General features: G+C 38.4%; 23 protein-coding genes and 1 pseudogene. 10 read left to right on the top strand and 14 right to left on the bottom strand.

All coding sequences use genetic code 11. The features are described 5' to 3' along the window. Positions 1–75 precede the first annotated feature (75 nt). A complete protein-coding gene (locus tag HWV01_RS09890; protein WP_211675210.1) occupies positions 76–3,297 on the top strand; it encodes a proprotein convertase P-domain-containing protein in 3,222 nt (1,073 codons plus the stop codon). Between the two features lie 59 nt (positions 3,298–3,356). After that, complete coding sequence (locus tag HWV01_RS09885) at positions 3,357–3,740, top strand: hypothetical protein (protein WP_211675209.1); 384 nt, start codon at positions 3,357–3,359, stop codon at positions 3,738–3,740. Between the two features lie 58 nt (positions 3,741–3,798). Here HWV01_RS09885 and HWV01_RS09880 read toward each other — a convergent pair whose 3' ends face one another. Beyond that, complete coding sequence (locus tag HWV01_RS09880) at positions 3,799–4,737, bottom strand: DMT family transporter (protein ID WP_211675208.1); 939 nt, start codon at positions 4,735–4,737, stop codon at positions 3,799–3,801. Between the two features lie 89 nt (positions 4,738–4,826). Here HWV01_RS09880 and HWV01_RS22490 point away from each other — a divergent pair. Both HWV01_RS22490 and HWV01_RS09875 read left to right on the top strand, forming a co-directional pair. After that, a pseudogene (locus HWV01_RS22490) lies at positions 4,827–4,958 on the top strand (LysR family transcriptional regulator); the annotation flags it as partial. Positions 4,959–5,066: 108 nt separating this feature from the next. Continuing rightward, positions 5,067–5,741 carry a substrate binding domain-containing protein gene (locus HWV01_RS09875; RefSeq protein WP_249185511.1) on the top strand — a complete coding sequence of 225 codons (675 nt, stop codon included), beginning with the start codon at positions 5,067–5,069 and terminating at the stop codon, positions 5,739–5,741. 96 nt (positions 5,742–5,837) lie between these two features. Here the strand turns inward: HWV01_RS09875 and HWV01_RS09870 are convergent, their stop codons facing one another. The 7 genes from HWV01_RS09870 to nrfB all read right to left on the bottom strand — a co-directional run bounded on the left by HWV01_RS09870 (position 5,838) and on the right by nrfB (position 12,666). Further along, the gene (locus tag HWV01_RS09870; protein WP_211675206.1) at positions 5,838–6,710 is read right to left on the bottom strand and encodes a lipase secretion chaperone; all 873 of its coding nucleotides are present in this window, start codon (positions 6,708–6,710) and stop codon (positions 5,838–5,840) included. A 2-nt stretch (positions 6,711–6,712) separates the two neighbouring features. Next, positions 6,713–7,654, bottom strand: coding sequence for a triacylglycerol lipase (locus tag HWV01_RS09865; protein WP_211675205.1), 942 nt, complete (start codon positions 7,652–7,654; stop codon positions 6,713–6,715). A 311-nt stretch (positions 7,655–7,965) separates the two neighbouring features. Beyond that, on the bottom strand, positions 7,966–8,412 hold the full coding sequence (locus HWV01_RS09860) for a cytochrome c-type biogenesis protein (protein WP_211675204.1): 447 nt from the start codon (positions 8,410–8,412) through the stop codon (positions 7,966–7,968). A gap of 39 nt (positions 8,413–8,451) precedes the next feature. After that, positions 8,452–10,326 (bottom strand): heme lyase CcmF/NrfE family subunit, encoded by a 1,875-nt coding sequence (locus tag HWV01_RS09855; protein ID WP_211675203.1) that lies wholly within the window; start codon positions 10,324–10,326, stop codon positions 8,452–8,454. An 81-nt stretch (positions 10,327–10,407) separates the two neighbouring features. Then, entirely contained in the window at positions 10,408–11,376 is a 969-nt protein-coding gene (gene nrfD, locus HWV01_RS09850) for a cytochrome c nitrite reductase subunit NrfD (RefSeq protein WP_211675202.1), read from the bottom strand. After that, complete coding sequence (gene nrfC / locus HWV01_RS09845) at positions 11,373–12,059, bottom strand: cytochrome c nitrite reductase Fe-S protein (RefSeq protein WP_211675201.1); 687 nt, start codon at positions 12,057–12,059, stop codon at positions 11,373–11,375. The genes nrfD and nrfC overlap by 4 nt, the downstream gene beginning before the upstream one ends. Before the next feature lies 1 nt (position 12,060). Next, positions 12,061–12,666 (bottom strand): cytochrome c nitrite reductase pentaheme subunit, encoded by a 606-nt coding sequence (gene nrfB, locus HWV01_RS09840; RefSeq protein ID WP_211675200.1) that lies wholly within the window; start codon positions 12,664–12,666, stop codon positions 12,061–12,063. Positions 12,667–13,308: 642 nt separating this feature from the next. Here nrfB and nrfA point away from each other — a divergent pair. After that, the gene (gene nrfA, locus HWV01_RS09835) at positions 13,309–14,748 is read left to right on the top strand and encodes an ammonia-forming nitrite reductase cytochrome c552 subunit (protein ID WP_211675199.1); all 1,440 of its coding nucleotides are present in this window, start codon (positions 13,309–13,311) and stop codon (positions 14,746–14,748) included. Between the two features lie 74 nt (positions 14,749–14,822). Here nrfA and HWV01_RS09830 read toward each other — a convergent pair whose 3' ends face one another. Further along, complete coding sequence (locus tag HWV01_RS09830; RefSeq protein WP_249185510.1) at positions 14,823–15,410, bottom strand: tetratricopeptide repeat protein; 588 nt, start codon at positions 15,408–15,410, stop codon at positions 14,823–14,825. A gap of 176 nt (positions 15,411–15,586) precedes the next feature. Between HWV01_RS09830 and HWV01_RS09825 the strand changes: the two genes are divergently transcribed. Then, positions 15,587–16,612 carry an NAD-binding protein gene (locus tag HWV01_RS09825; protein WP_249185509.1) on the top strand — a complete coding sequence of 342 codons (1,026 nt, stop codon included), beginning with the start codon at positions 15,587–15,589 and terminating at the stop codon, positions 16,610–16,612. 32 nt (positions 16,613–16,644) lie between these two features. Here the strand turns inward: HWV01_RS09825 and HWV01_RS09820 are convergent, their stop codons facing one another. Then, a complete protein-coding gene (locus HWV01_RS09820; protein ID WP_211675198.1) occupies positions 16,645–18,084 on the bottom strand; it encodes a PLP-dependent aminotransferase family protein in 1,440 nt (479 codons plus the stop codon). A 114-nt stretch (positions 18,085–18,198) separates the two neighbouring features. Here HWV01_RS09820 and HWV01_RS09815 point away from each other — a divergent pair, with 114 nt between their 5' ends. Then, positions 18,199–19,113, top strand: a complete 915-nt coding sequence (locus HWV01_RS09815) for an EamA family transporter (RefSeq protein ID WP_211675197.1) — start codon at positions 18,199–18,201, stop codon at positions 19,111–19,113. Positions 19,114–19,121: 8 nt separating this feature from the next. Here HWV01_RS09815 and HWV01_RS09810 read toward each other — a convergent pair whose 3' ends face one another. From HWV01_RS09810 to HWV01_RS09800, 3 genes are all read right to left on the bottom strand, one after another. Next, complete coding sequence (locus HWV01_RS09810; RefSeq protein ID WP_211675196.1) at positions 19,122–19,385, bottom strand: hypothetical protein; 264 nt, start codon at positions 19,383–19,385, stop codon at positions 19,122–19,124. Positions 19,386–19,597: 212 nt separating this feature from the next. After that, a complete protein-coding gene (gene yjjX / locus HWV01_RS09805; protein ID WP_211675787.1) occupies positions 19,598–20,140 on the bottom strand; it encodes an inosine/xanthosine triphosphatase in 543 nt (180 codons plus the stop codon). Positions 20,141–20,143: 3 nt separating this feature from the next. Further along, on the bottom strand, positions 20,144–20,647 hold the full coding sequence (locus tag HWV01_RS09800) for an NlpC/P60 family protein (protein WP_211675195.1): 504 nt from the start codon (positions 20,645–20,647) through the stop codon (positions 20,144–20,146). 479 nt (positions 20,648–21,126) lie between these two features. Between HWV01_RS09800 and HWV01_RS09795 the strand changes: the two genes are divergently transcribed. The 3 genes from HWV01_RS09795 (at position 21,127) to HWV01_RS09785 (ending at position 24,959) form a co-directional block, all read left to right on the top strand. After that, on the top strand, positions 21,127–22,731 hold the full coding sequence (locus tag HWV01_RS09795; RefSeq protein WP_211675194.1) for a wax ester/triacylglycerol synthase family O-acyltransferase: 1,605 nt from the start codon (positions 21,127–21,129) through the stop codon (positions 22,729–22,731). Between the two features lie 9 nt (positions 22,732–22,740). Next, positions 22,741–23,382 (top strand): TetR/AcrR family transcriptional regulator, encoded by a 642-nt coding sequence (locus tag HWV01_RS09790; RefSeq protein WP_211675193.1) that lies wholly within the window; start codon positions 22,741–22,743, stop codon positions 23,380–23,382. A 368-nt stretch (positions 23,383–23,750) separates the two neighbouring features. Next, positions 23,751–24,959: a hypothetical protein gene (locus HWV01_RS09785; RefSeq protein ID WP_211675192.1), complete on the top strand. Its 1,209-nt coding sequence runs from the start codon at positions 23,751–23,753 to the stop codon at positions 24,957–24,959. 76 nt (positions 24,960–25,035) lie between these two features. On the opposite strand, the gene HWV01_RS09780 is transcribed toward HWV01_RS09785, so the two are convergent. Further along, on the bottom strand, positions 25,036–25,203 hold the full coding sequence (locus HWV01_RS09780; RefSeq protein WP_211675191.1) for a hypothetical protein: 168 nt from the start codon (positions 25,201–25,203) through the stop codon (positions 25,036–25,038). Position 25,204 lies beyond the last annotated feature (1 nt).

Here is a 25,204-nt window from a genome sequence, read left to right as displayed (position 1 = left end):
AACACTTCTCGTACGTTCTCTCTCGAAATATAGCTAAAGATCATAGAAACAACTCGCAGATTACTTGGAGATAAAATGGGTTTATCCAAAAAAAAAACGGCTATAGCAACAGCACTCTCGTTAATATTATCAGTACCTTCCTATGCTGAACTTGCAACCAATACAACACATAATGACTTTCGTAGTTCTGTCAAATTAGACGTTAATCCAATACAACAAACAAATAAATCAGCCTATACAAATGGTTTACCAATACGTCAGCAGGATATAGCGTTCCAATATCTCAAGGATAATAAAAAGCGATACCAGATTGAATCAATCATTAATAGCTTGAAATTAACCTCAACCAAATCAAGCCTAATATCTAAGCATTTTTACTTTAAACAGTTTGTAAACGACATCCCAGTTGAAAGCAGCACAATAATTGTATCCATTAATAAAAATAATCAAATCACTCGTGTCTACAATAATACTTATCCAGTCTTTAAAAAAAGCAACATTCATAGTAAAAAGAATATAAGTGCGGATATGGCAATAAAGACGGCGTGGGAATTTCTACAAGCATCTGGCATTTTACATATCAAGCCAACATCCCAATTAACATATTTAAATATGGGAACAACCTTTCAGCTTTCTTATAAAGTGAATATCTCGGTCTCAAACCCACAAGGAGATTGGGAATTTAATATTAACGCAAAAGACAATAGCGTTATAAATGTTACGCGTATTGATCTACCTATTAATAAAAATGCCAATTCAAATTCAAATAATGGGAAATGGTCTCCATTTCCAATAAATAAGCAGCATAAGGCATTAGATGACGCGTTAGCGGAACTACATCAGGATAATAAATCAAACACTTACAATGTAATATCAACATCTATAAATGCCCAAGCTTTAGTATTCTCCTCTAATCCAATTATAGATTTAAAAGATAATACGATTGAAGATAATTCATCGGAAAATAGATTCTCGTCCGCTTATGTAACAAGGTCGCTTAACGAGGTAAGCTTAATTAATGGGCACTATCACCTAAGTGGGCCATGGGTTAAAATCGTAGACTGGGATGCTCCAAACACAGAACCAAGCACAACAGAAAATGGAAGCTGGACAGCCAAACGAGGTGATAATGCTTTTAATGATGCAATGACCTACTATCACATAGATCAAAGCCAACGTTATATTCAAAGCTTGGGATATTCAGGAAAGAAAGGTATACAGTTCAATTCGATTGCTGTTGATACAAACGGTGCCAAAGGAGCAGACAACTCTTACTTCTCTCCAGGAACGAATCGTTTATCATTTGGTCATGGTGGCGTTGATGATAATGAAGATAGTGATGTAATTCTTCATGAATATGGGCATGCCATTAATAAGTCTATAAATGATCAATGGTATGGCGGTGATACTGGCGCGATGGGTGAGGGATTTGGTGATTACTGGGCGAACTCTTACCGTTATTCAACGACTAACGGGCGTACTTTTAAACCTGAAAAAGTGTTCTCATGGGATGGAATTTCATGGGGCGGACGTCGTTCAGACAGAACCACATTCAGTTACGACCCAACAAAAACTTATCCAGCCCATACCGGAGTAAATGGACAAAACGGTGATGAACTATGGTCTACACCGCTTACACAAGCTCACTTAGAACTATTAGATCTCGGGATCCCCAGATCCGAAATTGATACTATTATATTAGAATCACAATTTGGATTGGGCCAGGGTTTAACGATGCCAGATCTAGCGAATTCAATCGTAAGCACAGCTCAAAAACTCTTCCCTTCTAAGGCACACGCGAGGGTTTTCTTTAAACACTTTAGCCAAGTAAATATACTTGAAGCCATGAAGGCTAAACCCGTTATAATCCTCAGTTCAGGTAACGATGTAACTGCCGAACCAGGTGAAACCGTTAATATACAAATTCCATTGAATAATAAGTCACCTGCAACACTATCAGGTATAATAGGCTCATTATCTAGTTCATCAAATATAGATATTAATCAACCTTCAAGCCGTTACCCTGACTTAATCGCTAACTCTATAGATAATAACCTAAAAAATTATCAATTTACAATTCCACATAACCATATTTGCGGTGCAGGAATACCACTTACACTATCTGCCCAATATCAATATAACAATAGTCCAAGGACCCACAATTTTAGTTTCTTGATTCCTACAGGAAAACCTGGAAACCTTGTCTCCCAACAATCAACACCCAATAAAGCCATACCAGATAATGATAACTCAGGTATCAATGATCAACTCACGTTAACAAATAGTGCACCAAATAGTTCCATCTCAGTGGAGGTTAATATATCTCATCCTTATTCAGGGGATATAACACTACTCTTAACTTCTCCTCATGGTACCCAAGTTAAATTGAAAGCCAGAAAACCTGGTGATTACAGCGCAAATATACAAGGTAATTACCCATTAACACTAACGCCAGTTGAGAGTCTCTCTGTATTCCGAGGGGAAGACACGAACGGAACTTGGACATTAAATGTTGCTGATGTTGACTCAATCGGCACAGGTGAATTAATTAGTTGGAAGATCATTTCCAGCGCTTTTAGCTGTAAGATGCCACCAAACCAACCACCTGTGATAAATATTCCGGATCTCAACATTTCAATTCACGAAAAAGAAAATGTTGTATTAGATGCAAGTAATAGCACTGACCCTGAAAATAGTGTACTAACATTCAATTGGACACAAGTTTCAGGTCCCGATGTTGTGCTGATAAATGCAGACAAAGCCAAAACCAATTTTATTGCTCCTGACGTGTCGGCCTCTACTGAACTCATATTTGAAATAAAGGTATCAGACCCACAAAATTCGGCATCAACTGAGCGTATGACAGTCAAGGTCATGCCTAAGCTTATCGAACCAAACCAACCACCTGTGATAAATATTCCGAATCTCAACATTTCTACCCGAGAAAGTGAAAATGTTGTATTAGATGCAAGTAATAGTACAGACCCTGAACATGGTGTACTAACATTCAATTGGACACAAATTTCAGGTCCTGATGTTGTGCTGATAAATGCAGATAAAGCCAGAGCCAATTTTATTGTTCCTGAAATATCTAAAGCTGCTGAACTCATATTCGAGATAGTAGTGTCTGACTCAAAAAGTGCTACGTCAATTGAAGAAGTTACGGTTAAAGTGAATAATATCAATTCGATACCACCACAATCAGTAAAACTAGAAGAAAACACGAGTGGAGGTAGCGTTGGGATATTTAGTATACTAACTATCGGCTTACTTACATTATTTAGACGTATCAAATAGCGGCAAAAAACCAAGGCACTCTCTCTTTACAGTGCCTTGGTTAAGATAGAACAAGGTGAATGATGAAAAAAAAATATTGGAAACTAACCCCTATTTTATGTTTTTCAATCCTAATAACAGCGTGTCAATCAACACATTCGGTTGTTAATACGTCGACTAAAACAGTGACCATTTACAACCTAAAAGGAAAAGAAATAAAAGAGCTCGTTGATCCTTCAATTATACAAAAATTAGAAATTAATTTATCTAAAAAAGATCGTATCTTTACAAAGCGTAGGCCTACATTTGAAGCAAAAATAATTATTAAAAACTCAAATACAACAATTAATGAATGGTTTTATTCAAGTAAGGGTTTTGCCACATCAACAAACAAAAAAAATCCTGATATATATAGGGTATTCCTGCCGAGTATAGATCTTTATTTAAAAGCGAATGAAGATTAGTATAAATCATGTAGCTCCACTTCTGCACAGTAAGAGGGGGGAGTCCTTTATATCAATGTTACTTTAAGCTACTGTGTTTAATTGTATATTGCAGTTTAAACGATATGAATATCCGTTTCAGTGACGGGTAAGCATTAGCAAAAATGACTCCGACAGTAATGCAGGTAATCCCAGTTAACTGTAATAGATGAGGCTGGGTGCCCATGGACATGCTAATCAGTAAAGTAAACATAGGAATAAGATTAAACATAGATGTTACTTTCTGTGGTCCAATTGTTTGAGTTGCCTTCATCCATAAAAAGTAAGCGACTAAAGTACCTAAAATCCCCATGTAGGACAGTAGTACGAGATCTTTCAGTGTCATGCTTTGGTAAACATCAACAGGGGATTCAAGCCAGCAAGCAGTTAATAACATTTGTATTAGTCCGAGTCCCAATGTCCACCTGACAAACTGAGGTACAGGTACATGCGGTACCCATTTTTTCGCCAGAATTGTATACAAACAACCACCAGCCAAGGCTAAAACAACGAGAAGATCACCCTTCCTCAAGAGTATCTGGTGCCAGTTTCCATCGGTGATCACCAACAACACACCAAACAGACTAATACAGATACCAACGATATGATAAAAGGTGATCCGAGTACGTAATAATAGTGCCGAAAGCAACAGACCAGCGAGTGGCATGTTCGCCATAATAACAGACCCGTTGACAGCCGAAGTATACCGCATAGCCAAAAACAAGGCGCTGTTTTGGATGAACACCCCAATAATAGAGAGCAACAGCAGATAGCCTTTGTCCTTATTTGACAGTATCGATTCAGGATGTTTCGATAATAAGCGTAGAATAAGGAGGGCAAACACCGCTATCGAAAAACGAATTGCAGCCGCTGTGATAGGGGTTAATTCTGGGCTCAACGCACTAATAGCATTAAAGTTACTCCCCCAGAAAAAAATAGCCAATACCGCGCCCAGCCAGATTTTATAATTATTTCTCATTGTGTTACCTATCTAATGACTTGTGCTAACAGAATATAGATTGCATAATTGTTTGTTAATAGACAGATTTAAGAGCTTAGTTATCAAAAATGAGAAATCATTCATTGGATGATTTGTATCTTTTCGTACAAATCTCTCAGTATCAAAACCTGACCGTTGCAGCAAAGAAACTAGACATACCATTGGCTACCCTCAGTCGTAGGCTAAAACGGTTGGAGCAGCAACTCAACTGCAGGCTAATCGAAAGGAGTGCTCATCATTTCTCCCTAACCAGTGATGGCATCCGCTACTGTCAGTTATGTCAGCCATTTATTAATGGATTACATAATGTGAAGCAACTTATTGAAATTGACCGGCAGCAACTTGAGGGGCACATTAAAATTACAGCGCCAATGAATATGACACAGGCCTGGCTCAAACACTGCATCTATGATTTTTACCTGAAACATCCGTCCATCAGTATCGATTTACAGGTACAGAACGAAAAGATTAATCTCACCGCCGAGCAAGTCGATGTCGCATTCCGAGTTGGAGATGCTCAGGAGACAGACTGGATTGCTCGTGATCTCTGGCAAAGCTCATTTGCTCTTTGTGCATCGACCCTTTATCTGGACCAACACCCCACTATTCATCACCCTTCAAATTTACTGGATCATAAATTACTGTCAGTCAGTACCTCCCCCAGATGGATTATGCGTCATAAGCAAACTCGCGAAGTTTATGAGATCAGTACTGAGTTTTCGTTTAAATCAAATGATGTGTTGTTGGTCAGGGATGCTGTTAAAGAAGGTATGGGAATCAGCTGGATGCCACCTTATTACTTTAATGGAGAACAGCATAAGGGTCATGGATTGGTACCGATACTACCAGACTGGTGTGGCCAAGACCGCCAAGTTATTTTGATGTACCGGGATAGAGATAAACAGCCTGCTAGAGTTCAGGCATTTATTCAGCATGTGTTCGACTGGAAAGCAGAGCAACCAGCTATGTATTCGGCGAACTAGCGCCAAATAGCTGGTTTATAATGGTATATGATACTCGACGAGTAAATCTACAAATAAAACAATCACTTAAAAAAGACCTTTCGCATTTATTAATGACTATGATTCTGTATTAACATCATGAATGCGCTCCAATGCTTTAATCCTACGCAATTGTGCAGTAGAAAAACGGACCTCACGTAAGTCTGTTATCGCGAATTCAAGCTCTTCATCCGTTAAGTTGTCATCCGCCATTAGCACTTGGCGCTCAACTAAATAATCATCAAGCTGGGTACTAAACGCATTATTTTTTTCATCTAATTCAGCTAAACGTTGTGCTCCTTCATCCCCCACCAGATCTTGACGTATTAAGTACTTTTCTTGCGTATCCAACCCTTTCGTATCTGCTAACGACCCCATTAAGGCCGCATTTTTATACACTACCTGTTCTTCTTCAGGAAGTAACTGTAATTCTTGTTGCCATAGTACATCAAACTCCTCTTCCGATGCTGCGACTTGCTGGAGTGCTAGTTTTTTCAATGTCATCGTTCTAAGTTGGTTTTCGTCTGCGAACAGATCTTTTTGTTGTTCAGGTGTAAAAAACTTAAGCTGAGCAGCAAGTAATAGATCATTTAGCGCCATCAGATCCTCTAAACCAAATTCATCAGAGCTAGCATTAGATTCTAGCGTCTGTAAATAGGTTTTATAGTTAATATATTGCTGAAATAATGCCTTATCTATTTGTGAGTCAGCAGGACGCTGCGAATTAAACTGTATAAATTTCGCTTGTAAATCATCCAACTCAACCTCACCTAATCCCGATAAAAAATATTCAAATGTATCGCGATCAAATGTTGAATCAATAGCAGTATCCTGCTGTGATTTTGACTGGAACGATTGCGCTTGCATTTGCTTATTCGTGTTATCCGTATAGATAAAGATCGCAGTAACGACTACGATTAAAACTACCAGCGTTAATACGATCTTTTTCATTTCTATAAACCTTGTAGTTTTAAACGGTTAGCATGTTGACGATATAAAGTTTTAGGATCAGTTTCAAATAAATGATGAAGACCCAAAGTTTGATTAACTTCATCCATATGATTCATTCTATAATTATCGCGAATTACTTTACCTAAGCGTGAACTGCACGAAGAAACAAGGCCATCATTTGGAACATTAAAAGCCTTACCAGTCAGAGTAAGCGCTAAATCCATTGGGTCTAACACATTAGTAAAGTTAGAACTACCGCTCCATGAGTAATAGTAAACCCCATTCCCAGCAACATAATCACCTTCACCACATGCGGTTGTAGGCACACCTTCTGGATACGATTCATTAAATTTTAGTGAGTTTTTAGTTGTTAACGCTTCTAATGCAGCAACTGTATCTTGTGGTAGCTTCCCTCCACGAGAAAGAAAAGTAATTAACTTACTTAAGCCATTAGCCATAGAAGCTATTAATTTCTCAGATACCGAACCCTCTGGCACCTCTCCACGTAAAATATCTGCAACACGTGAACCTTTATTCACACCACCAATGCTCGTTACTGACGCCACGTATTGTGGCGCTACAGATGCCACATAACGCGATGTTGGACCGCCATGGCTGTGACCAATTAAGTTAACTTTATCAGCACCAGTAGCCGCTAAAATCTCTTCAACCTGTGCTAATAACTGCTCGCCACGAACTTCGGTAGTATTCGCCGCAGATACTTGGGCTACATACACCTCAGCACCACTTCTACTTAGAGCACGAGTAACACCATAAAAATAATCAATACCCAAAATGGAATCAAAACCAAACAACCCATGGACTAAAACAATGGGATATTTCGTTTCTGTGTAGCCCTTATAGCTCGAACTATTCATGAAGCCTTTAGCCTGACTACTAAATACAATTAAACATAGAGTGAAAAATGTAAAAATCCGTTTCATTTGTCTATCCTTTATTATTAAATTTAAGTTAACAAATCAGTTCAGAGAGCCAGAACTGAGTTTTACTGAATAAAAACAAGTAAACATTACAGGTAGTCACGTTGAATAAATGTGATTAAGATCAATAAATTAAGACAATGTATTTGTGCATAAAAGTTTGATTTTTAGCGTTTTATTTTAAATGTGGAATTTTAATCTAATTAGAGATTAGATTATAAAAGAAACAATATAACCAACCTTGAAGCATCACTTAATGGGTATTTAATTCTAGGTAAGTCAAGGCTTAGAATTAATATATAAGTAAAGTAAAATTAATTAGCTATTGATACAGTTACTTTGCGATAACCACACCAACCAAATAACATAATAAGAAACAAGGGTCCAAGCCACAGTACATAAGTTCTTGGTTCAAATTTAGGTTTATACAAAACCACATCACCAAAACGGTGAGTCAGAAAATCTATCACTTGTCGATCGGTTTTGCCTTCATTCACCATCAAATACACTTTAAGTCGCAAATCTTTGGCTATCGAGGAATTTGACTCCATCAGGTTCTGGTTTCGGCATTGAGGGCAACGTAATTGGCGTGCTAAGTTAATGGCCCGATTTTGAGTGCCAACAGAATTGAACTCAAATATTTCTACCGATTGCTGTGATTCAACACTCGATGATATGTTGTATTCTGTTTGTAACTTTGCAGATAGAGGCGATACAACTAGTATGATAAAAATAAACAAATACACCGATGACAACTTCATTTTACTTCGTCCTTATATTGATTATTCACTTACTTTTTATTATTTAGCATAACGTTGTCCTATTGCTAACAGGCCACCAAGCATCATCATTATACTTCCCGCCCATAGCCAACTAATAAACGCCCTATTTTGTATTCTAATTGCATATGAATGACGGTCTATTTTCTCACCCATGGTGATGTAGATATCACGTAGCCAACTAGAATGAATAGCAGGTTCACTCATATTCATCACTCGGACTGGATAATGCCGTTTTTGTGGTTTCAATTGTACAATATGCCCGTCCTTATCAACGACCTCAAGTACCGCCTGCTCTGCGGTATAATTAGACGCGACCAACCACTCAGTCTCTATATAGTTAACGGTTATATCGCCTAAAACTACAGAACTACCAGGACTCATTTTGGCACTTACTTCCGTCGATTCGTAACTGACAAGCAGTACTCCAACAGCTGTAATAGCGACACCAACATGCGCAACAGTCATGCCTAAATGGCGAATACTCACACCGCCAAATAAACTCGACATAGCCACTGCAGCGCACAATATCAATACCAGTGATACAAACACTGACAAGCTATCATTAAATAAGTAACTAGCCACAGAGCCGACGACAACAGAAGATACCCAAACTAATACCAGCTTCGTGTTTATGCCATTAAAGTTGGTTTTTTTCCAATGTATAAAGGGTGAAATACCCATTAACACAAAACATAACAATGCCAAGGGGACAAATACGGTATTAAAGAAAGGCGCACCAACCGAAATACTCGCAAGATTAAATACTTGGAATACCATCGGATAAAAAGTCCCGAGCAATATCGATAATGTTGCAACCACCAGCAAACTATTTAGCATTAAAAACAATACTTCTCGACTAACCATACTGCGTAATCGCAAAGGTTTAATCTTACCGCTTTGTAACATGAACAAGGTTAATGGTACCACCACGCAAATACCTAGGATCACCAAGAGTACAAGTCCACGAGTTGGATCTACTGCAAATGCATGCACTGATGTTAAGATCCCTGATCGAACCACAAATGTACCCAGTAAACTTAAGCTAAATGTAAATATGGACAGTAGTAAACTCCAGTTAATCAAGGCCTGACGCTTTTCACTGGCTATCAATGAATGCACTAATGCAGTACCTGTTAACCAGGGCAGCAATGACGCATTTTCAACGGGATCCCAAAACCACCAGCCTCCCCAACCCAGTTCATAATAAGCCCACCAAGCGCCAAGTGCGATGCCTCCCGTTAGCATAACCCAAGCTGCAAGCGTCCAAGTTCGGCTCCACTCTGGCCAAGGGATATTAATATCTGGCATCGTTAACGCAGCGACCGCAAAAGCAAACGCACCCGAAAATCCGACATAGCCCATATACAACAGTGGAGGATGAAAAATAAGGCCAATATCTTGTAACATCGGATGTAAATCTCGTCCTTGCATTGGTACAGGAAACAAACGTGAAAACGGGTTTGAGGCCAACAAGGTGAATAAGCCAAACGCTGCCGTTAATAGGCTTAAAACAATTAATACTCGACTGATAAAAACCTGGTTATGATTACGGTTAACGAAGGCAATAGCCGCAGACCATACAGACAGAGAAAACACCCAAAATAATAATGATCCTTCATGCCCACCCCATACCGCGGCAATCTTAAAAAAGACGGGCAGCTGTGAATTAGAGTGTTGAGCAATATAACCAACAGAAAAATCATCCACGGTGAAGCTATAAGCAAGTAGACCAATTGACGTCGCCACAGCGATAAATGCGCCATAACTCAGTGGCCATGAATAACGGCTAAGTTGCGGTTGTTTACTCGCAATGCCAAACAAAGGAATAGCGGCACCTAAAATAGCGCATAAGGTACCAAGGATAAGCGAAAATAATGCAATTTCTGGGATCATAAATGGATCCATTAATAATAGGAAAACAAAGAGAGCCCTAATGAACCCTCTTACTTTATACTCAAGTCATTAAAACACTCGTTAAACGACCGTCATCTGTCCCGCATACAAAATAAATGTACGTAGCATTAACACACCTGCAAGACTGAGTGATGTCACTAACAATACAAACACTTTGTTATGACGCGACTGAGCTGGCACAAAAAAGTTTAACGCTAATGGCATTAACATACCTGTGCCAACTACCCCGTACCAGAACCATGATGCCCAAAAATCACCACCAATTGCAGCCATTGCCGCTGCTTCTTTCTGACCACCACCAAAAATAAGACCAGTGAAGAAAGTAAGTAACACAAACAATTCGAACACAACAACTGGACGTTCAATACTGTGGATCCATTTAACGCTTTTACTATGGAATGATTCTTTAAAACCAACAACACCCAGCATTAAACACGCCGCAGCACCTGATGACACACTCGAGAAGATAAACAGCACTGGTAATACAGGGTTGTTTAACATCGGATAGCTTTTCAATGCCGATAATAAAAAGCCAGTATAAGCGGCTAACATCGCAGCAAGCAGTGCTAAAAATAGCTCTAACGCATTCTCGAATTTAGCGATTTTATCTACAATAGGATTAACAAAAGCAAGGCGATCTTTAAATAGCTTCTGAAGTAATGTCGCTAACTCTTCTTTGAACATCACCGCGATCCAAGTAAATAGAATAACCATATAAACTTGGAATAAGATCACGCCCATCGACATAACAGAAGTTGGGTTAAAGTAAACTAAGATCTTCCAAAACGCTAATGGTTTAGTTAAGTGAAAGATCAGAATGGTTAAGCCTGACATGATCCCCAACGGCGCTAAAATTGCGGTAGCTTTGATAATACCATTAGCTGACGCTTTACCTTCAATCACCTTACGTTTCAAATGGATAGAAATTAATACCATCCCTGCTGACATGCCGGTTAAAAACAGGTACACAGCAATGATCCAGTCCCATACTAAAGAATCAAACGTAAAAGCACTTATAAATGTATTCATCGTTTTATCTCCCCTTTTGTGTCTGCCACTTTATACAGTTTCGGTTCGGTACCGAGCTCTACTTTCGAACGATAAACAGCGTTACTTGCAATCACTTTGTTTATCTCACTCGTTGGATCATTAAGATCACCAAAGGTCAGTGCGTTAGTCGGACACGATTCCACACAAGCAGGCAATTTACCGGCTTTTAGGTTGGTATCACGACAGAAGTTACATTTATCTGCAGATTTCGTTTCAGGATGGAAGAAGCGCACTTGATACGGGCATGCAGCTAAGCAATAGCCACAACCCACACACTTATCGCCATGCACATCAACAATGCCGGTTTTTAGATCAACATACGACGCACCCGTTGGACAAACTGTCACACAGGGCGCATTATCACAGTGTTGACACGAGATACGGCTAAATGTGTAGTCAACATCTGGGTACTCACCCATCGGCGCACTACGCTCTATTTTTAAGCGAGAAACACCTTCTGGCACATTATTTGTTTCACGGCAGGCATCTGTACATGCAGTACAACCAATACAAGCCGTTTCATCAAAAACCATACCGTAGCGTTTATCTCCGTCTTCTTGCGTAGCGACTAATGATTTTTTGGCTATCGCGACTGTAGAGACGCCGGTGGTGAAGATAACCGCACCAGCACCTATTAATAAGTTTCGTCTAGAACAGGCCATGTCATTCTCCCTTATCTTCTTTTTTCAAGTTAAAGTCTTTATGACAATCGACGCATTGCGCAATCTGAGCCTTACGTTCTAGCGCTTGCATGCCTTCTTTTTCACCATCGGCATGTATCACATGACAAGATGAACAAGTGGCTTTTTTCGCATGGACATCATGTACCCACGTTTTATCTTGTAATCGTTCTGATGTATGACATTCAGTACAATTGCCCGTTGCTTTTAAGATAGCGTCAAAATCAAGCAGGGTTTTATGTGTGCCGATTTGAGATTGAGCTGCAGAGAACTTGGTAACTTGAGAGGGATTTTCGCGGTGGTCTGGACCAATCGAATTATGGCATTCAACACATTTAAGGTCTCGGCCAATTTCTGCGACGACTTTTTCACCATGCGTACCTTGTCGTGTTTCTTTCGAGTCTTTATGGCATTGCGTACACGCATAATCACTGTCACGAATAAACGTTACTTCATGTCGGCTGTCAGTATTCGGATCAACGTTCTGACGATCTGACGACTCTGCAGTAACACTGAAATTAAAACCATAGATACATATGAACAGCAGAAAGCTAATCGTTGTACGTATGGCTAATTTTACATTACCCATTTTGCATCCTTCTATGAGAATTATAAAAATGTACTTCAATTAAAATACATTTTAATTTTCGTTAGTTTAATTATTCAAACAAACAAAGTTTTTAAATTAAAAGTAATTTTAACTTAACAATTATTTGTTTTACTGAGTAACACTAATTCTAATTAAGAATAATTCTTATTTATATATGCCAGCCACAACGCTTAACGAATTCACTATATTTTAAAATAGAAAAATTAAAAACAAATAACACATACCTACAATGAGTTAATGCCATATTTGAGATATACATCAACAAAGCTGTAACCCCTTGTTTTAAAGGTAGCATGAGTTGTTATTCAAATGTAAATAAATGTCAGCGTGTGTCATTTAGTGTATAACACCCATTCCCAGATTATATTCTTATTATTAATCTCGCATCACAAGGCTTAGCTTTAAGCATATTGATCAAAAACAATAAACACGACGGTAACGTTCGATTTGTATTTATATATAGGTAGGTTTGAGATATTTTAAATAACGTAATTATATGTTTTAAAATAACCCTTCAGATATGAAATGTTAAATTAAAATATATAACTACATTTCCAATTCTTATTTATTGCCACCCTCACAACGCTTGGTCAATCTAAATAATTAATAATTGGAGACAACATGGCTAGTATATATAAAACTCTAAAACCAGCCTCAGGCGTTACAGTTCTGCTCGTGACGTTATTGCTTGGTGCTAGCAGTAGTACTGTATTTGCTGCTGATCAAGTATCAGAAAAATTAGAACCACGTAATGAAAAATTCGAACAAGCCCATCCAGATCAGTATAAAACCTGGAAAGCGACTAGCGAAAGTAAAGAAATAGAAGATGCATTACAAGATGATCCAAATATGGTCATCATGTGGGCAGGTTATGGTTTTTCTAAAGACTATAATAAGGCTCGTGGTCATTTCTATGCAATTGATGACATTCGTAATACCTTACGCACAGGTGGACCAACGAATGCGAAGAGTGGCCCAATGGTCATGTCTTGCTGGAGTTGTAAAGGCCCTGACGTAGCACGCTTTATTGAAGAAAACGGTGAAGATGCTTACTTCTCGGGTAAATGGGCTAAAGGTGGCGCTGAAGTGGTCAATGCAATTGGTTGTGCCGATTGTCATGATACCCGTAGTGACGCATTTAAAAATGGTGAACCGGCGCTAAAACTGACTCGTCCACACGTTGAACGAGCAATGGAAGCAATTGGCAAGCCATTTGCAGAGCAAGGTCGTCTTGATCAACAAGCGCAAGTTTGTGCGCAATGCCACGTAGAGTACTACTTCACTGGTCCAACAAAAGCCGTTAAATTCCCATGGGATAAAGGTACTTCTGTTGACCAAATGGAAGAATATTATGACGAAATTGGCTTTAAAGATTGGACACACAAGCTGTCTAAAACGCCAATGTTAAAAGCACAGCATCCTGGTTATGAAACATGGCGCGAAGGTATTCACGGTAAAAACAACGTAACATGTGTTGATTGTCATATGCCTAAAGTGAAAAACGCAGACGGAACAGTGTTCACGGATCATAAAGTGGGTAACCCATTTGACCGTTTCCAAGATACGTGTGCAAACTGTCATACACAAACGAAAGAAATGCTACAAGATGTTGTTAAAACGCGTAAACAGCAAGTTCAAGAAATGAAACTGCTGGCTGAAAAACAAATCGTTGCAGCGCACTTTGAAGCAAAAGCAGCTTGGGATGTCGGCGCAACACAAGCTGAAATGGATGAGATCCAACTTAACATCCGTCATGCACAATGGCGCTGGGATTATGCAATTGCCTCTCATGGTGTGCACATGCATGCTCCTGAAGTTGCATTACGCATATTAGGTACAGCGTTAGACCGTGCAACAGATGCACGAACTCAATTGGTTCGCTTACTTGCTAAGAAAGGTATTACAGAACCAGTAGCGATCCCTGATATCTCAACAAAAGAGCTTGCACAAAAAGCTCTTGGTATGGATATGGACAAGATGAATAAAGAGAAAGCTGAATTCTTGAAAACACTTGTACCAAAATGGGAAGCTGAAGCAGAAAAACGCGAAGCGACTTATTAGTCATTCGTAAAGTACAACAAAAATGCCAACATAATGTTGGCATTTTTATTTAATAAATACTATTTAATCCGTTGTTATCGAATAAATTGTTTAGCTTGATTAATTGAATTGATAATTGATACTCTATCTAACCCTTGCTGATCAGAGTCAAGCAACTGTACCCAAAGGTCGATTGCTTGTTGATAACGCACATTCATAAATTCATTTGACGCTAACATCATTAATGCCGTTTGATTATTGACTTCGAGTGATAATGCCTGCTCAAGTAATGCTTCAACCTCTACCGTTAAATGCTGTCCTCCCGCATAATATAATGCAGAAGCCTTTGCTGAATACAGCGTGGCCGTTGGACTAGGTGTTAATTTTATTGAATAATCAAACACTAATAAAGCGTTGTCATATTCGCCGTTATACAGGTAAGCATTACCAAGTTGAAACCAAAGCGTCGCATTTTGCTTATCATCATAAAGCTTGTCTTGAAGGTTTAAAATACGCTTATCACTTATTTCTAGCACAGAAAGCTGTTCGAAAGGGGCAGCAGCTATTACCGCTTGCTGCGTCTCTAAGCGCTGATAATCGCTCAATAAATAATAACCCCCTAAGCTACCTGCAATCAGTACAGAAGATATTAATGGCGTCCACAAACGTCTATTCATAGTCATTATTTCATCTGTTGATAATGATGCGATCAGTTTAACAGATCTACCTATTATTACTTACTTATAAAGCTAAATAGTGAGGTAAACATTGTTAAACTCGCAATAAACTGCTTAAATACACCCACAAATGGGTACTCGATGTTAATTAAACAGCTCTGCGAGATAGAGGGAAACAGTCAATGAACACGAGCCAACCACAAAATTGCAATACTACAATGATCCGGACTCATGCCCTACTGAATATAGCTAAATCAATTCGGAGTATTAAAGAGGCTAAAAACCAAGGTATTGAATATTTAGAACCAAATATTGACCTTGCTGCGATTCAACGTAAATTAGATCAACTTGAAAGCCAATATTACTTTAATCATCAAGGTTACGTAACTAATCTAACTGACACTGTCGAATCGGCGAAAATAAATCCATACACTGAAGAATGTAAAATACTTAGCCCTGCAGGTAATAAACGTATTTGGCATTACAATGAAGCCGCAGCTATACAATTCATTCCGGCAAAACTTGCTGTCATTGGTGCAGGTATAGACTCGATTGAGATTGCGACCATCTATCAAGCATTAGGCTCGAATGTTGATATCTTCATTACTGGCGATGAAGTATTTCCAGAACTAGATAAAGACATCAATAAAGCCTTTCAGCGTTATGTAAAACGGCTTTTCAAAATAAAACCACAAGCAGAAATAACCGCTTTTAACTGCACGGATCATCACGTTCAGCTATCCGTAACCAGCAAAAATAAAATGCTGAAGGGCACGGATTATGATGCGATATTTATTGCTGACGATGCCGACTCACAACTCGATTTATTAACCCATCCTTTCATGGCCACCAGCTTCCCGACAGTGGCCTGGCTCGGCTGGACAGAAAAGAAACTGGCTATCAGTGCGTTAAATTATAAAGTGATCAACATACCATGGCGTTCACTTGGTCGCGCGAATACGGACGTAAATACCAATGGTCTAACTAAATTAATCTTTAATACCGATGACAACACATTAATCGGTGGCGGGACTATGGGTAACAATGCCGATGAAATATTTGGTGAGATTTGTTTAGCCATTCACAACAAGTTCACGGCAGACAATATTGCGCATACAGTACATGCCCATCCTACCCTGCATGAATCCATATTACTGGCTGCCGAGGTCTACAACGGCACAGCAACAGATGTATTAAATGAAGGATAGAGGACGATTAAATCAATCAGCATTAATTGTAATTAATGCTGATTCTTTATGACATTCTCATTAATAAGCCCGCACAAGAGCACCAGTTGCTCCCTCAAGGCTAACGATTGTGCTTGTTTTTCGGCATTATCTTTCTCATTTTTAACAATCGGCCAGCCTATGTTTAATCTTAAGCAGTTTTGATAATAATCAAGCGTGGTAAATTCACTCCCAGAACGGAACGAAATCCCTTTTTTCAACGCTTCATTTAATACGCTTTGACTATCCATATTATCAAGTTGTAACCAAATAACCATACCACCTTCGGCAACACTGATTTTAGTATTTGTGGGGAGTAATTCCCGTAGTAAACTATGGTACTGCCGTGCATGTGCAGCTAGGGTTAGCGTTAATTTTTTAAGGTGTTTTGCATAATTCCCCGTATTAATAAACTCGCATACCGTATGTTGAACGATATTATTAACACCGAAAAACTGCACACTCCGCAAGTGTAAATACGCATTAAAAAAACGCCCGGGCTCACACCATCCCAAACGGTACCCTGCAGCAATCGTCTTAGATACCGAACTACACCACAATACCCAGCCAGATTTATCCCAATACTTAATTGGTAAAGGGGTTGTATTGGAATAGCTTAACTCCAGATAAATGTCATCTTCGATAACAGGCACTCGATAATCAGCTGCAAGCTCAGCAATGCGTTGTTTTTGTTGATTACTTAAACAAAACCCTTGTGGATTTATATGGTTAGCGCTAAATAAACACGCAGAAATACGCTTAGCTTTGAGTAAAGATTCAAGTTGTTCTAAATCTAGCTGTGATTGATAACAAGGTATCTCAAGCACTAATCGCCCCATATTTTCAAGTAAGTTCAATAAACCATTAAAACAAGGTGATGAAATCGCGACCGTGTCCCCTGGATTAGTCGTGACTTCAATGGCACTACGCACAGCATCGATACAACCATTAGTAACAACCAAATGATCCGCCGTTAAAGGAAAGTGCTGTTGCGTAAAATGATCGGCTAATGCGGTACGTAAGCTCATGTCACCTTGATAATCAGGGTATGCAAATAGATCTGAACCAACTTTTTGGTTAGCACGTCGCAAACAGCGATTCAAAATGTCTTGAGGTAACAAGTCAGCAGGCAATTGCGCGGTATAAAATGGACCACGTAATCCTTGATCAATGGATTGACCAACTTTAGGCTTTGCAACTTGAGCGTTGAATTGAGGGTATATTGGGGTATTTTGTTTATTCAAAGGCTGAGTAATAAAATAGCCAATTTGCGGCTTTGCATGCAACCAACCTAAATCGAGTAAACGCTGATAGCAATTATTCGCTGTTGTCATACTCACATTATGCAACTGGGTAAACTGCCGTAACGACGGCATTCGTTTATCGACAAGTAACATACCTTTATCAATGTCGTTAATAATATTATCTGAAATTGTAATATAACGTGCGGTCATCCTTCCCTCCCCATCAAAATTAAAACTGTACTCTAAAAAATAACAAAAACTGCATCTGTTTATTATTTGTGAAAGCAACATACTAGTCAAACAATAAAACAACGGAGTATTCATATGCACGGAAGATCAATAGCACCTATTCACTTATTCATCATTATCGCGGTAACTTGTCTATGGGGTTTCAATTTCTCCGTGATTAAAGCGGGTGTGGACAACATAGACCCCTTTATTTTAACAGGGCTACGTTTCACCTTTGCAGCATTTCCAGCGGTCTTGTTTGTTCGTAAGCCGGATGTCAAGTGGCGTTATCTCGCACTCTATGGCATTACATTTGGAGTTGGCCTATGGGGTATGATGTCTATGGCTATTTATTCAGGTTTATCGGCTGGAACAGCGAGTTTGATACTTGAGTTCAGCGTATTTATTAGCGTACTAATGGGTATCGTCTTTCTAAAAGAGCGCATTAATACGAGTTTAAAAATAGGACTCGCATTGACCTTAGTGGGGCTTATCTTTATTGCCAATATTACTGATGGTTCGGTTACCTTAATCGGTTTTGTATTTGCACTCACTGGCGCCCTAAGCATGAGCATCATTAGCTTAATGGTTAAAAAATTGAATATTAAAGATATGTTTGCTTTTGTCGCTTGGTCTTGCCTTTTTGCACCGCTGCCGTTATTTACTATGGCGTATATCGTCAATGGCGTTAATCTTTATAGCGAGTTAAGCACGAAATTCAATCCAACAGCTTTTGGCTCTGTCTTGTTTCAGGCTTATCCAACAACCTTATTAGGCTATTGGGTATGGAACAAAATGCTAATTAAATACCCGCTCAGTATGATGAGTCCATTTAAACTATTAGTGCCTATTTTTGCTCTATTAGGATCGGTCATCTTTTATAACGAACAATTAGGCATAAACAAGATGATTGCCTTTTCGCTCATTATCGTCGGGATATTATTACCATTAATAACACCGTTATTAATGCCATTCATAAAACAACTACGGTTTAAAAAATTACAGTTATAATCTAACGGTTAATCAGCATTAACTGTGATTAATGCTGATTTTTCTATCTTAGCGGTACGCGTTTTAGTTCCTTCGCAATCATCACTATTACACTGCCGTGTACATGATTTAGTACAATGCACTCGCTTATTACAGCTCCATAAACAAAGCTGCCAAACTTGCCGCTTAGACTCTGGGTCTAAACAGTTGAGATCAGCCGCACAAAGATGACCCGCCTGAATCAACTCTGCAAGTTTCGAACTCGATATACTTAAATTAACCTTAGAAGACATGATTTAATCCCTTATAAACGCGCTATAGCTCCATATATTCATAATAACCCCAATTGAGAATGATTATCAATAGCGATTATTATGTTTACTCATACTAAATTACAAAGCGTTTAAATAACAATCTAAAATGATAGCTAGATCAAAGTAACTACGTATATGAAGTGACTATTTATATAAGAATATTAGCGACACAAATCATGAACGATTAAAGATCACTGGTTATAAAGATCAGGGTATAAAAAGGGGGCCATTGCTAATGTCAGTGCTTGGGTATAATTGCTTTCGCGGGTTGCATGCCCATTCGTTAACAAACCAATCGCCCCTCCTTTGTGTTTAATGTTGACTGTCTTAAACAATTTATCCATCACTGGTCCCAATTCATCTCCGTTTAATAATGATTGATAAATGGGTGTAGGTAATGGTAACGCAGCGCTACGTCCTACCGACTGTTGTTCTTTATTAGCAATAACAACATATGCGAATGTTGCAGGTCCATCATCGAGTAAATCAACGCCACCTTCGATTGCAATATAAAAATCGGCATCTGCATTCTGTTTACAATATTTAACGCGATTAATAGCCCCTTCACGTGTCTCAGAGGCATCCATGGGTTGGTCTGGGACATTCGAAGGTGCGTCGATACCATCACATTCCACAATATGCTCGGGATACAGTTGAGCAATAACAGTACGTGAAGCATTTACCTTCACTGGATTTTTAGACCCAACAATAACTTTAATTAATTTCTGTTCCATCATTTATAAATCAACTCTTCTTGATTGCCAATAGTGGCGGTTCCAATATGGATTATCCAAACGAGATAAGATTACCCCACGGCTACTGGATGCATGAAAAAATTGCAAGTCATCAACCATAATACCGACGTGACGTACATTAACCCCTGTTTTAAAAAACACGAGATCACCAGTATGTAATTGCTGGCGTTTAATTGAATACCCCACTTTTACTTGTTCGGCAGTCGTACGAGGAAGATGAATAGAAAACTGCTGTCTAAACGTCAGCTTAACTAAGCCAGAGCAATCTACCCCACTCTTACTTATCCCACCCCATTGATGAGGCGTCCCATACCAATCTTTATATTGTGCGAGTAACTGACGTTGAACATAGTCGAGTTCTGGTGTTGGTCGATTAACTGCTATTGTAGGATCTGAAGGTTTTATTGCTACCTGCTGACTACAACCTGAAATTAAGACCAACAACATAGAACACAATAAAGACTTAAACACTACAACATCATCCATTACGACCGATTCCCTCCCCGCATTCTACCTTTACTCATTGTTTCAAAACAACCAACTTATAACGCGATTTATAGTTAGAACAGGTTTCCCAACTTACACAGCTCGTCAATATACTTAAATAAATAATTATTAATATTTACCAGTCACTTTATCATGTTACAAAGTTAGTGATGTTACCGCTAACACCTCGAGGTGTTATTAACTCTATCAAGCTAACCCTTTTTATATACTGCCTTCGTGGTATATCACCATCGAATTAAGATTTAAAAAATCGCCAATTAAAAAGCAGCTGTAACACGAAAAATAGTACATTTAATACTATTTTCATACGCTTAAGATTTAAGTTAACACTTTGTCACTATTTACAAATGTAACACAAGGGACTAACATATACCCATATAGTTATAGACAAATGAAAAAGTAGAGCTAAATATCTAAACACTCTATTTTATGGATTTACTGCATAGGGATTAGATAACATGCAAGCACTAACGCTAGTTGATATGGGTTTCTTATACACAGAAACAGTTGCCAGTCCTAAACATGTAGCCGGATTACAAATTTTTACCGCGCCTAAAAATTACGAAGGCAACTTTACTCGGGATCTGTTCGACAGTTTAATGTCGCAGGATGACATTAAGAAACCGTTTAATTTAAAACTGAAAAAACAGCTCACTGGACAATATTACTGGAAAGAAGATGACAATATTGATCTCTCTTATCATGTACGATTTGCAATGCTACCGCAACCAGGCAATGAAAGTCAGCTGCTTCACTTTGTTGAACATCAGCATGAAACACTATTAGATAGAAATCGACCTTTATGGGAAATGATTCTGATTGATGGCTTAGAAGATAACAAATTCGCTATCTATCTAAAAGCACACCACGCGTTCACTGACGGCGCAAAAGCCAATCAACTATTAATGTCATATTTAAGTCAGAATACTGATGCGCCAATGACAGCATTTTGGAATATTGAACTTGAGCAGAAAGAAAAACAGCTTGATAGTATGCTTTCGTCACTCACAAAAACGTCCAAGAAACTGGCAGGCCAAGTTAAGTCAATCCCATCACTGACGAAACTAACGACAAAATTGCTTTTCCAAGCCGCAAATGTGTATAAAGCGGATATGCCGACACCGTTTATGGCGCCTAAAACACCTTTCTCTGTGAGTCCCAAACGTGCGCGCCGTGCAGCTGTTTCAGCTCTGTCGTTAACACGTGTTAAACGCATAGGTAAAATGACAGGCGCAACAATCAATGATGTAGTTGTCACCATCTGTGATATGGCTATTCATAACTATCTTGAAAGCAAGAATTTTAAGCTTAAAAAACCGCTTGTTGCACAAATGCCAATGAGCTTACGTGACGCTAGCGATACCGTAACCAACAATCAAGTTGCAATCAGCTTAGTTGAATTAGCTTATCATGGTGAATCACCGCTTGAACGTTTAATGACAATTAAAGATTCGTGTATCAAATTAAAAAATGAAACACGTTTACTCACAAAAGAAGCACTAACAAGCTATACAATGGCAAGCCAAGGCCTTGCTGTCGTTAGCGAATTTTTCAATTTGGATACCGTATTACCGCCAATGGGTAATGTGCTAATTTCAAATGTTCCAGGCCCACAACATCCCCTATATATGATGGGTGCGAAAATGGAACAATGCTTCCCTATTTCGGTACTTCCACCAGGAATGTCTTTAAACATTACATTATATAGCTACAACGGATTGATCAATGTCGGCTTAGTATCATGCCGATCTGCGCTACCTGATCTAGCGGATCTTGCTGATTATATCAATAAAGCATTTATTGAACTTGAAAACGAAGTACTAAAAAGTGCATCAATCTCGGTTTCAGAACAAATTGCACTATTAGCAATAACGAATGCTAACTCTGATATTAAGCAAGAAAGCTTAGCTGTGATCGAACAAATATTAGCAGACGCACAAAATACTACCGATATTGAAACTCCGCCGGTAACACAGCAACCAAGAATAAGCCGTGTTGATACACCACCAACCGATATTATTTCTACTGATACAGAGACTAAAACTGTATCAGCATCAGTTTAGGAAAAAGTGATGAAAACACGCGATAGGATATTACAGTGTAGCTTAGAAATGTTCAGCCAATACGGACACGTCAAAGTGTCCACGGTTGAAATTGCCAATGCTTTAGAGATCAGCCCTGGTAATTTATATTATCATTTCAATGGCAAGGAACAATTACTCACCGAGTTGTTCTACGAATATGAAGCAGCAATTAATAAACTTATGTCATTTTATGAAGATGATGTACAAGCATTTGAAGATTACTGGGCATACTTAAATGTGTACGTTGGTTTGATTCAACAATACTCCTTCTTCTATCGTGATATGAAAGTTATTTTTGATGAAAACAAATTGCTAAAACGACGATTTATGCGTTTAGTTCATAACCATCACAGTTTTTTCTTAAAAATGCTTGTTTCATTAAATGAGAACAGTGAAATAAAGATGACGGAAGCACAACAAAGCTCAATGGCTGATACGATCTGTTTAATTGCGACGAACTCATTAGATACACAGTTAGCTGAAGAAGATTACGATCTTCAAGAAATTACACAGCGTATCGTATTGCGTATTATCATGTTAGTGGAACCTTATTTTTCTCACGAATCTAAAGAAAAATATTTACACGAAGTTGAGCAAAACCCTGTTGAAGCAACAAGTTTGTTTAACTAAGTAGCGAACCTTGCAAGATCTGCTTAAACAAAAACCTAGTGATGATTAATTCACTAGGTTTTTTTAGTATAAGCATTATTTATCTTCGAGATAAATCTCTCACCAAGTATACATAATTTACAACATTTTTTATTAAAGACACCAATCAGTTACTTTCACGCAAATAACACCGCAAATCACTATATAAAATCATCATCAAAACCATATACACCACAACCACCCAAAACCATGTAACCACATGATTTAAATGGATTTTACAACATTGCCACAACTCTTGTTTATTGCTATTGTATATGGGCATTAGAGTAAAGACTCTCTTAGTGCTATTTGCTGTCACACTAATGAATTCATTCAACAAGGACATTTCAATGAAAAATTCGATAATTAAAACCAGTTTATTAGTAGCAGCCCTATCCTTAAGTGGTTGCGATGTCACTTTCATTGCACCTGATTGGGTTAAATTTTACGACAACAGTAAAACGGAAGAAACAACAGTAGAATGGTTATCTGCACAAGTGATCGATGGTGCCGGTAATATAATTCAAGCCGGTGAGACGATTAAAACAGGCCGTGATCGAGTTCAAAACATGCTATTAGTAAAATACGGCACATCTGGTAACACAATCTGGACGGTTGAGCATGATGTGACTCACGGATTATCACGCAGTGATGAAGATATAACGGCGATGGTTATCGATGATGAAGACAATATCTATATCACTGCAACAGCCTATCTACAAAATAATGCTCAAGGATCTCGCGCATCACTACTCGCTAAGTTTTCTACCGATGGGAGCATAATTTGGGAACAAATAATCAGTAATGAATATGACGTTCGAGATCTTAAGCTTAAAAATAGCAAACTTTATGTAACAGGGCTTAATACTCAGATCTTTAACACTGACGGTGAACAACAATTAAACATCGAACATCCAGATCAACAGGCTTGGAATATTGAACTCGATACGAATAATAATATGTATGTTTCTGGCCGTAAAGGCGTGAGTAAGTACAATGCATTAGGCCAATTAGAATGGACACAAGCACAAACTGAAGACACATTTGCAGAAGCTGAAACCACGGTTTTAGCTGACGGTTCTATTATTTCGATCATCATGACTAAAGATCGTGATCTACAAATTCAATCAATTGATACTAACGGTCAACTATTGTGGCGTAATAACGTATATGGTAACCAGGACAGTTATGCGCTACCAGGCCCTGTGATTCTTCAAAAGAATGCACAAGATGAATTATTTATCGCGTTTTCAGATGCGTCAAATAGAGATCTCATTAAGATGCAAGCGAACGGCGATATTATTTGGCATGTGAGCAATCAACAAGGTGAAATTAGTGCAATTAACCTTGACGATAATGGGGGTATATTTATTGTTGGTAATGGTAATAATGAAAAATATACTAACGATGGAGTATTAATTGCGGTTGCGAATACCGGATACGAAGTGCAGCAACGCACAGGTAGTATTGTCCGTAAAGGTAACGACGTTTATGTTGGTTATAGTACTTTCATTAATAATAATTTTGATTTCTATCTTGCTAAGTACACTGATAGATAACACCTAAAGAATCGTGTCGTCGATAATAAATAGTCAGTGATGGTTTCAAATACTGAGCCATCTTTGAAAATCGACCTTATTCAATCTTTGACATCTTAGCTACTGCGACTAATAAAATCGCCATAACGACAAACATAAGTCCAACATCGAACCAACGTTCATTCACAACATCATTGACAAAAATAAAGCCAAAAACAATACCGACAGCTTGAAAGCATATATACAAAGACTGTTTATCTTCCATA

The organism is Moritella sp. 5 (assembly GCF_018219455.1).
In the GTDB taxonomy this organism is placed as follows: Bacteria; Pseudomonadota; Gammaproteobacteria; order Enterobacterales; family Moritellaceae; genus Moritella.
The sequence above is the reverse complement of the archived record's forward strand: the minus strand, read 5'-3'. Positions and strand labels throughout refer to the sequence as shown.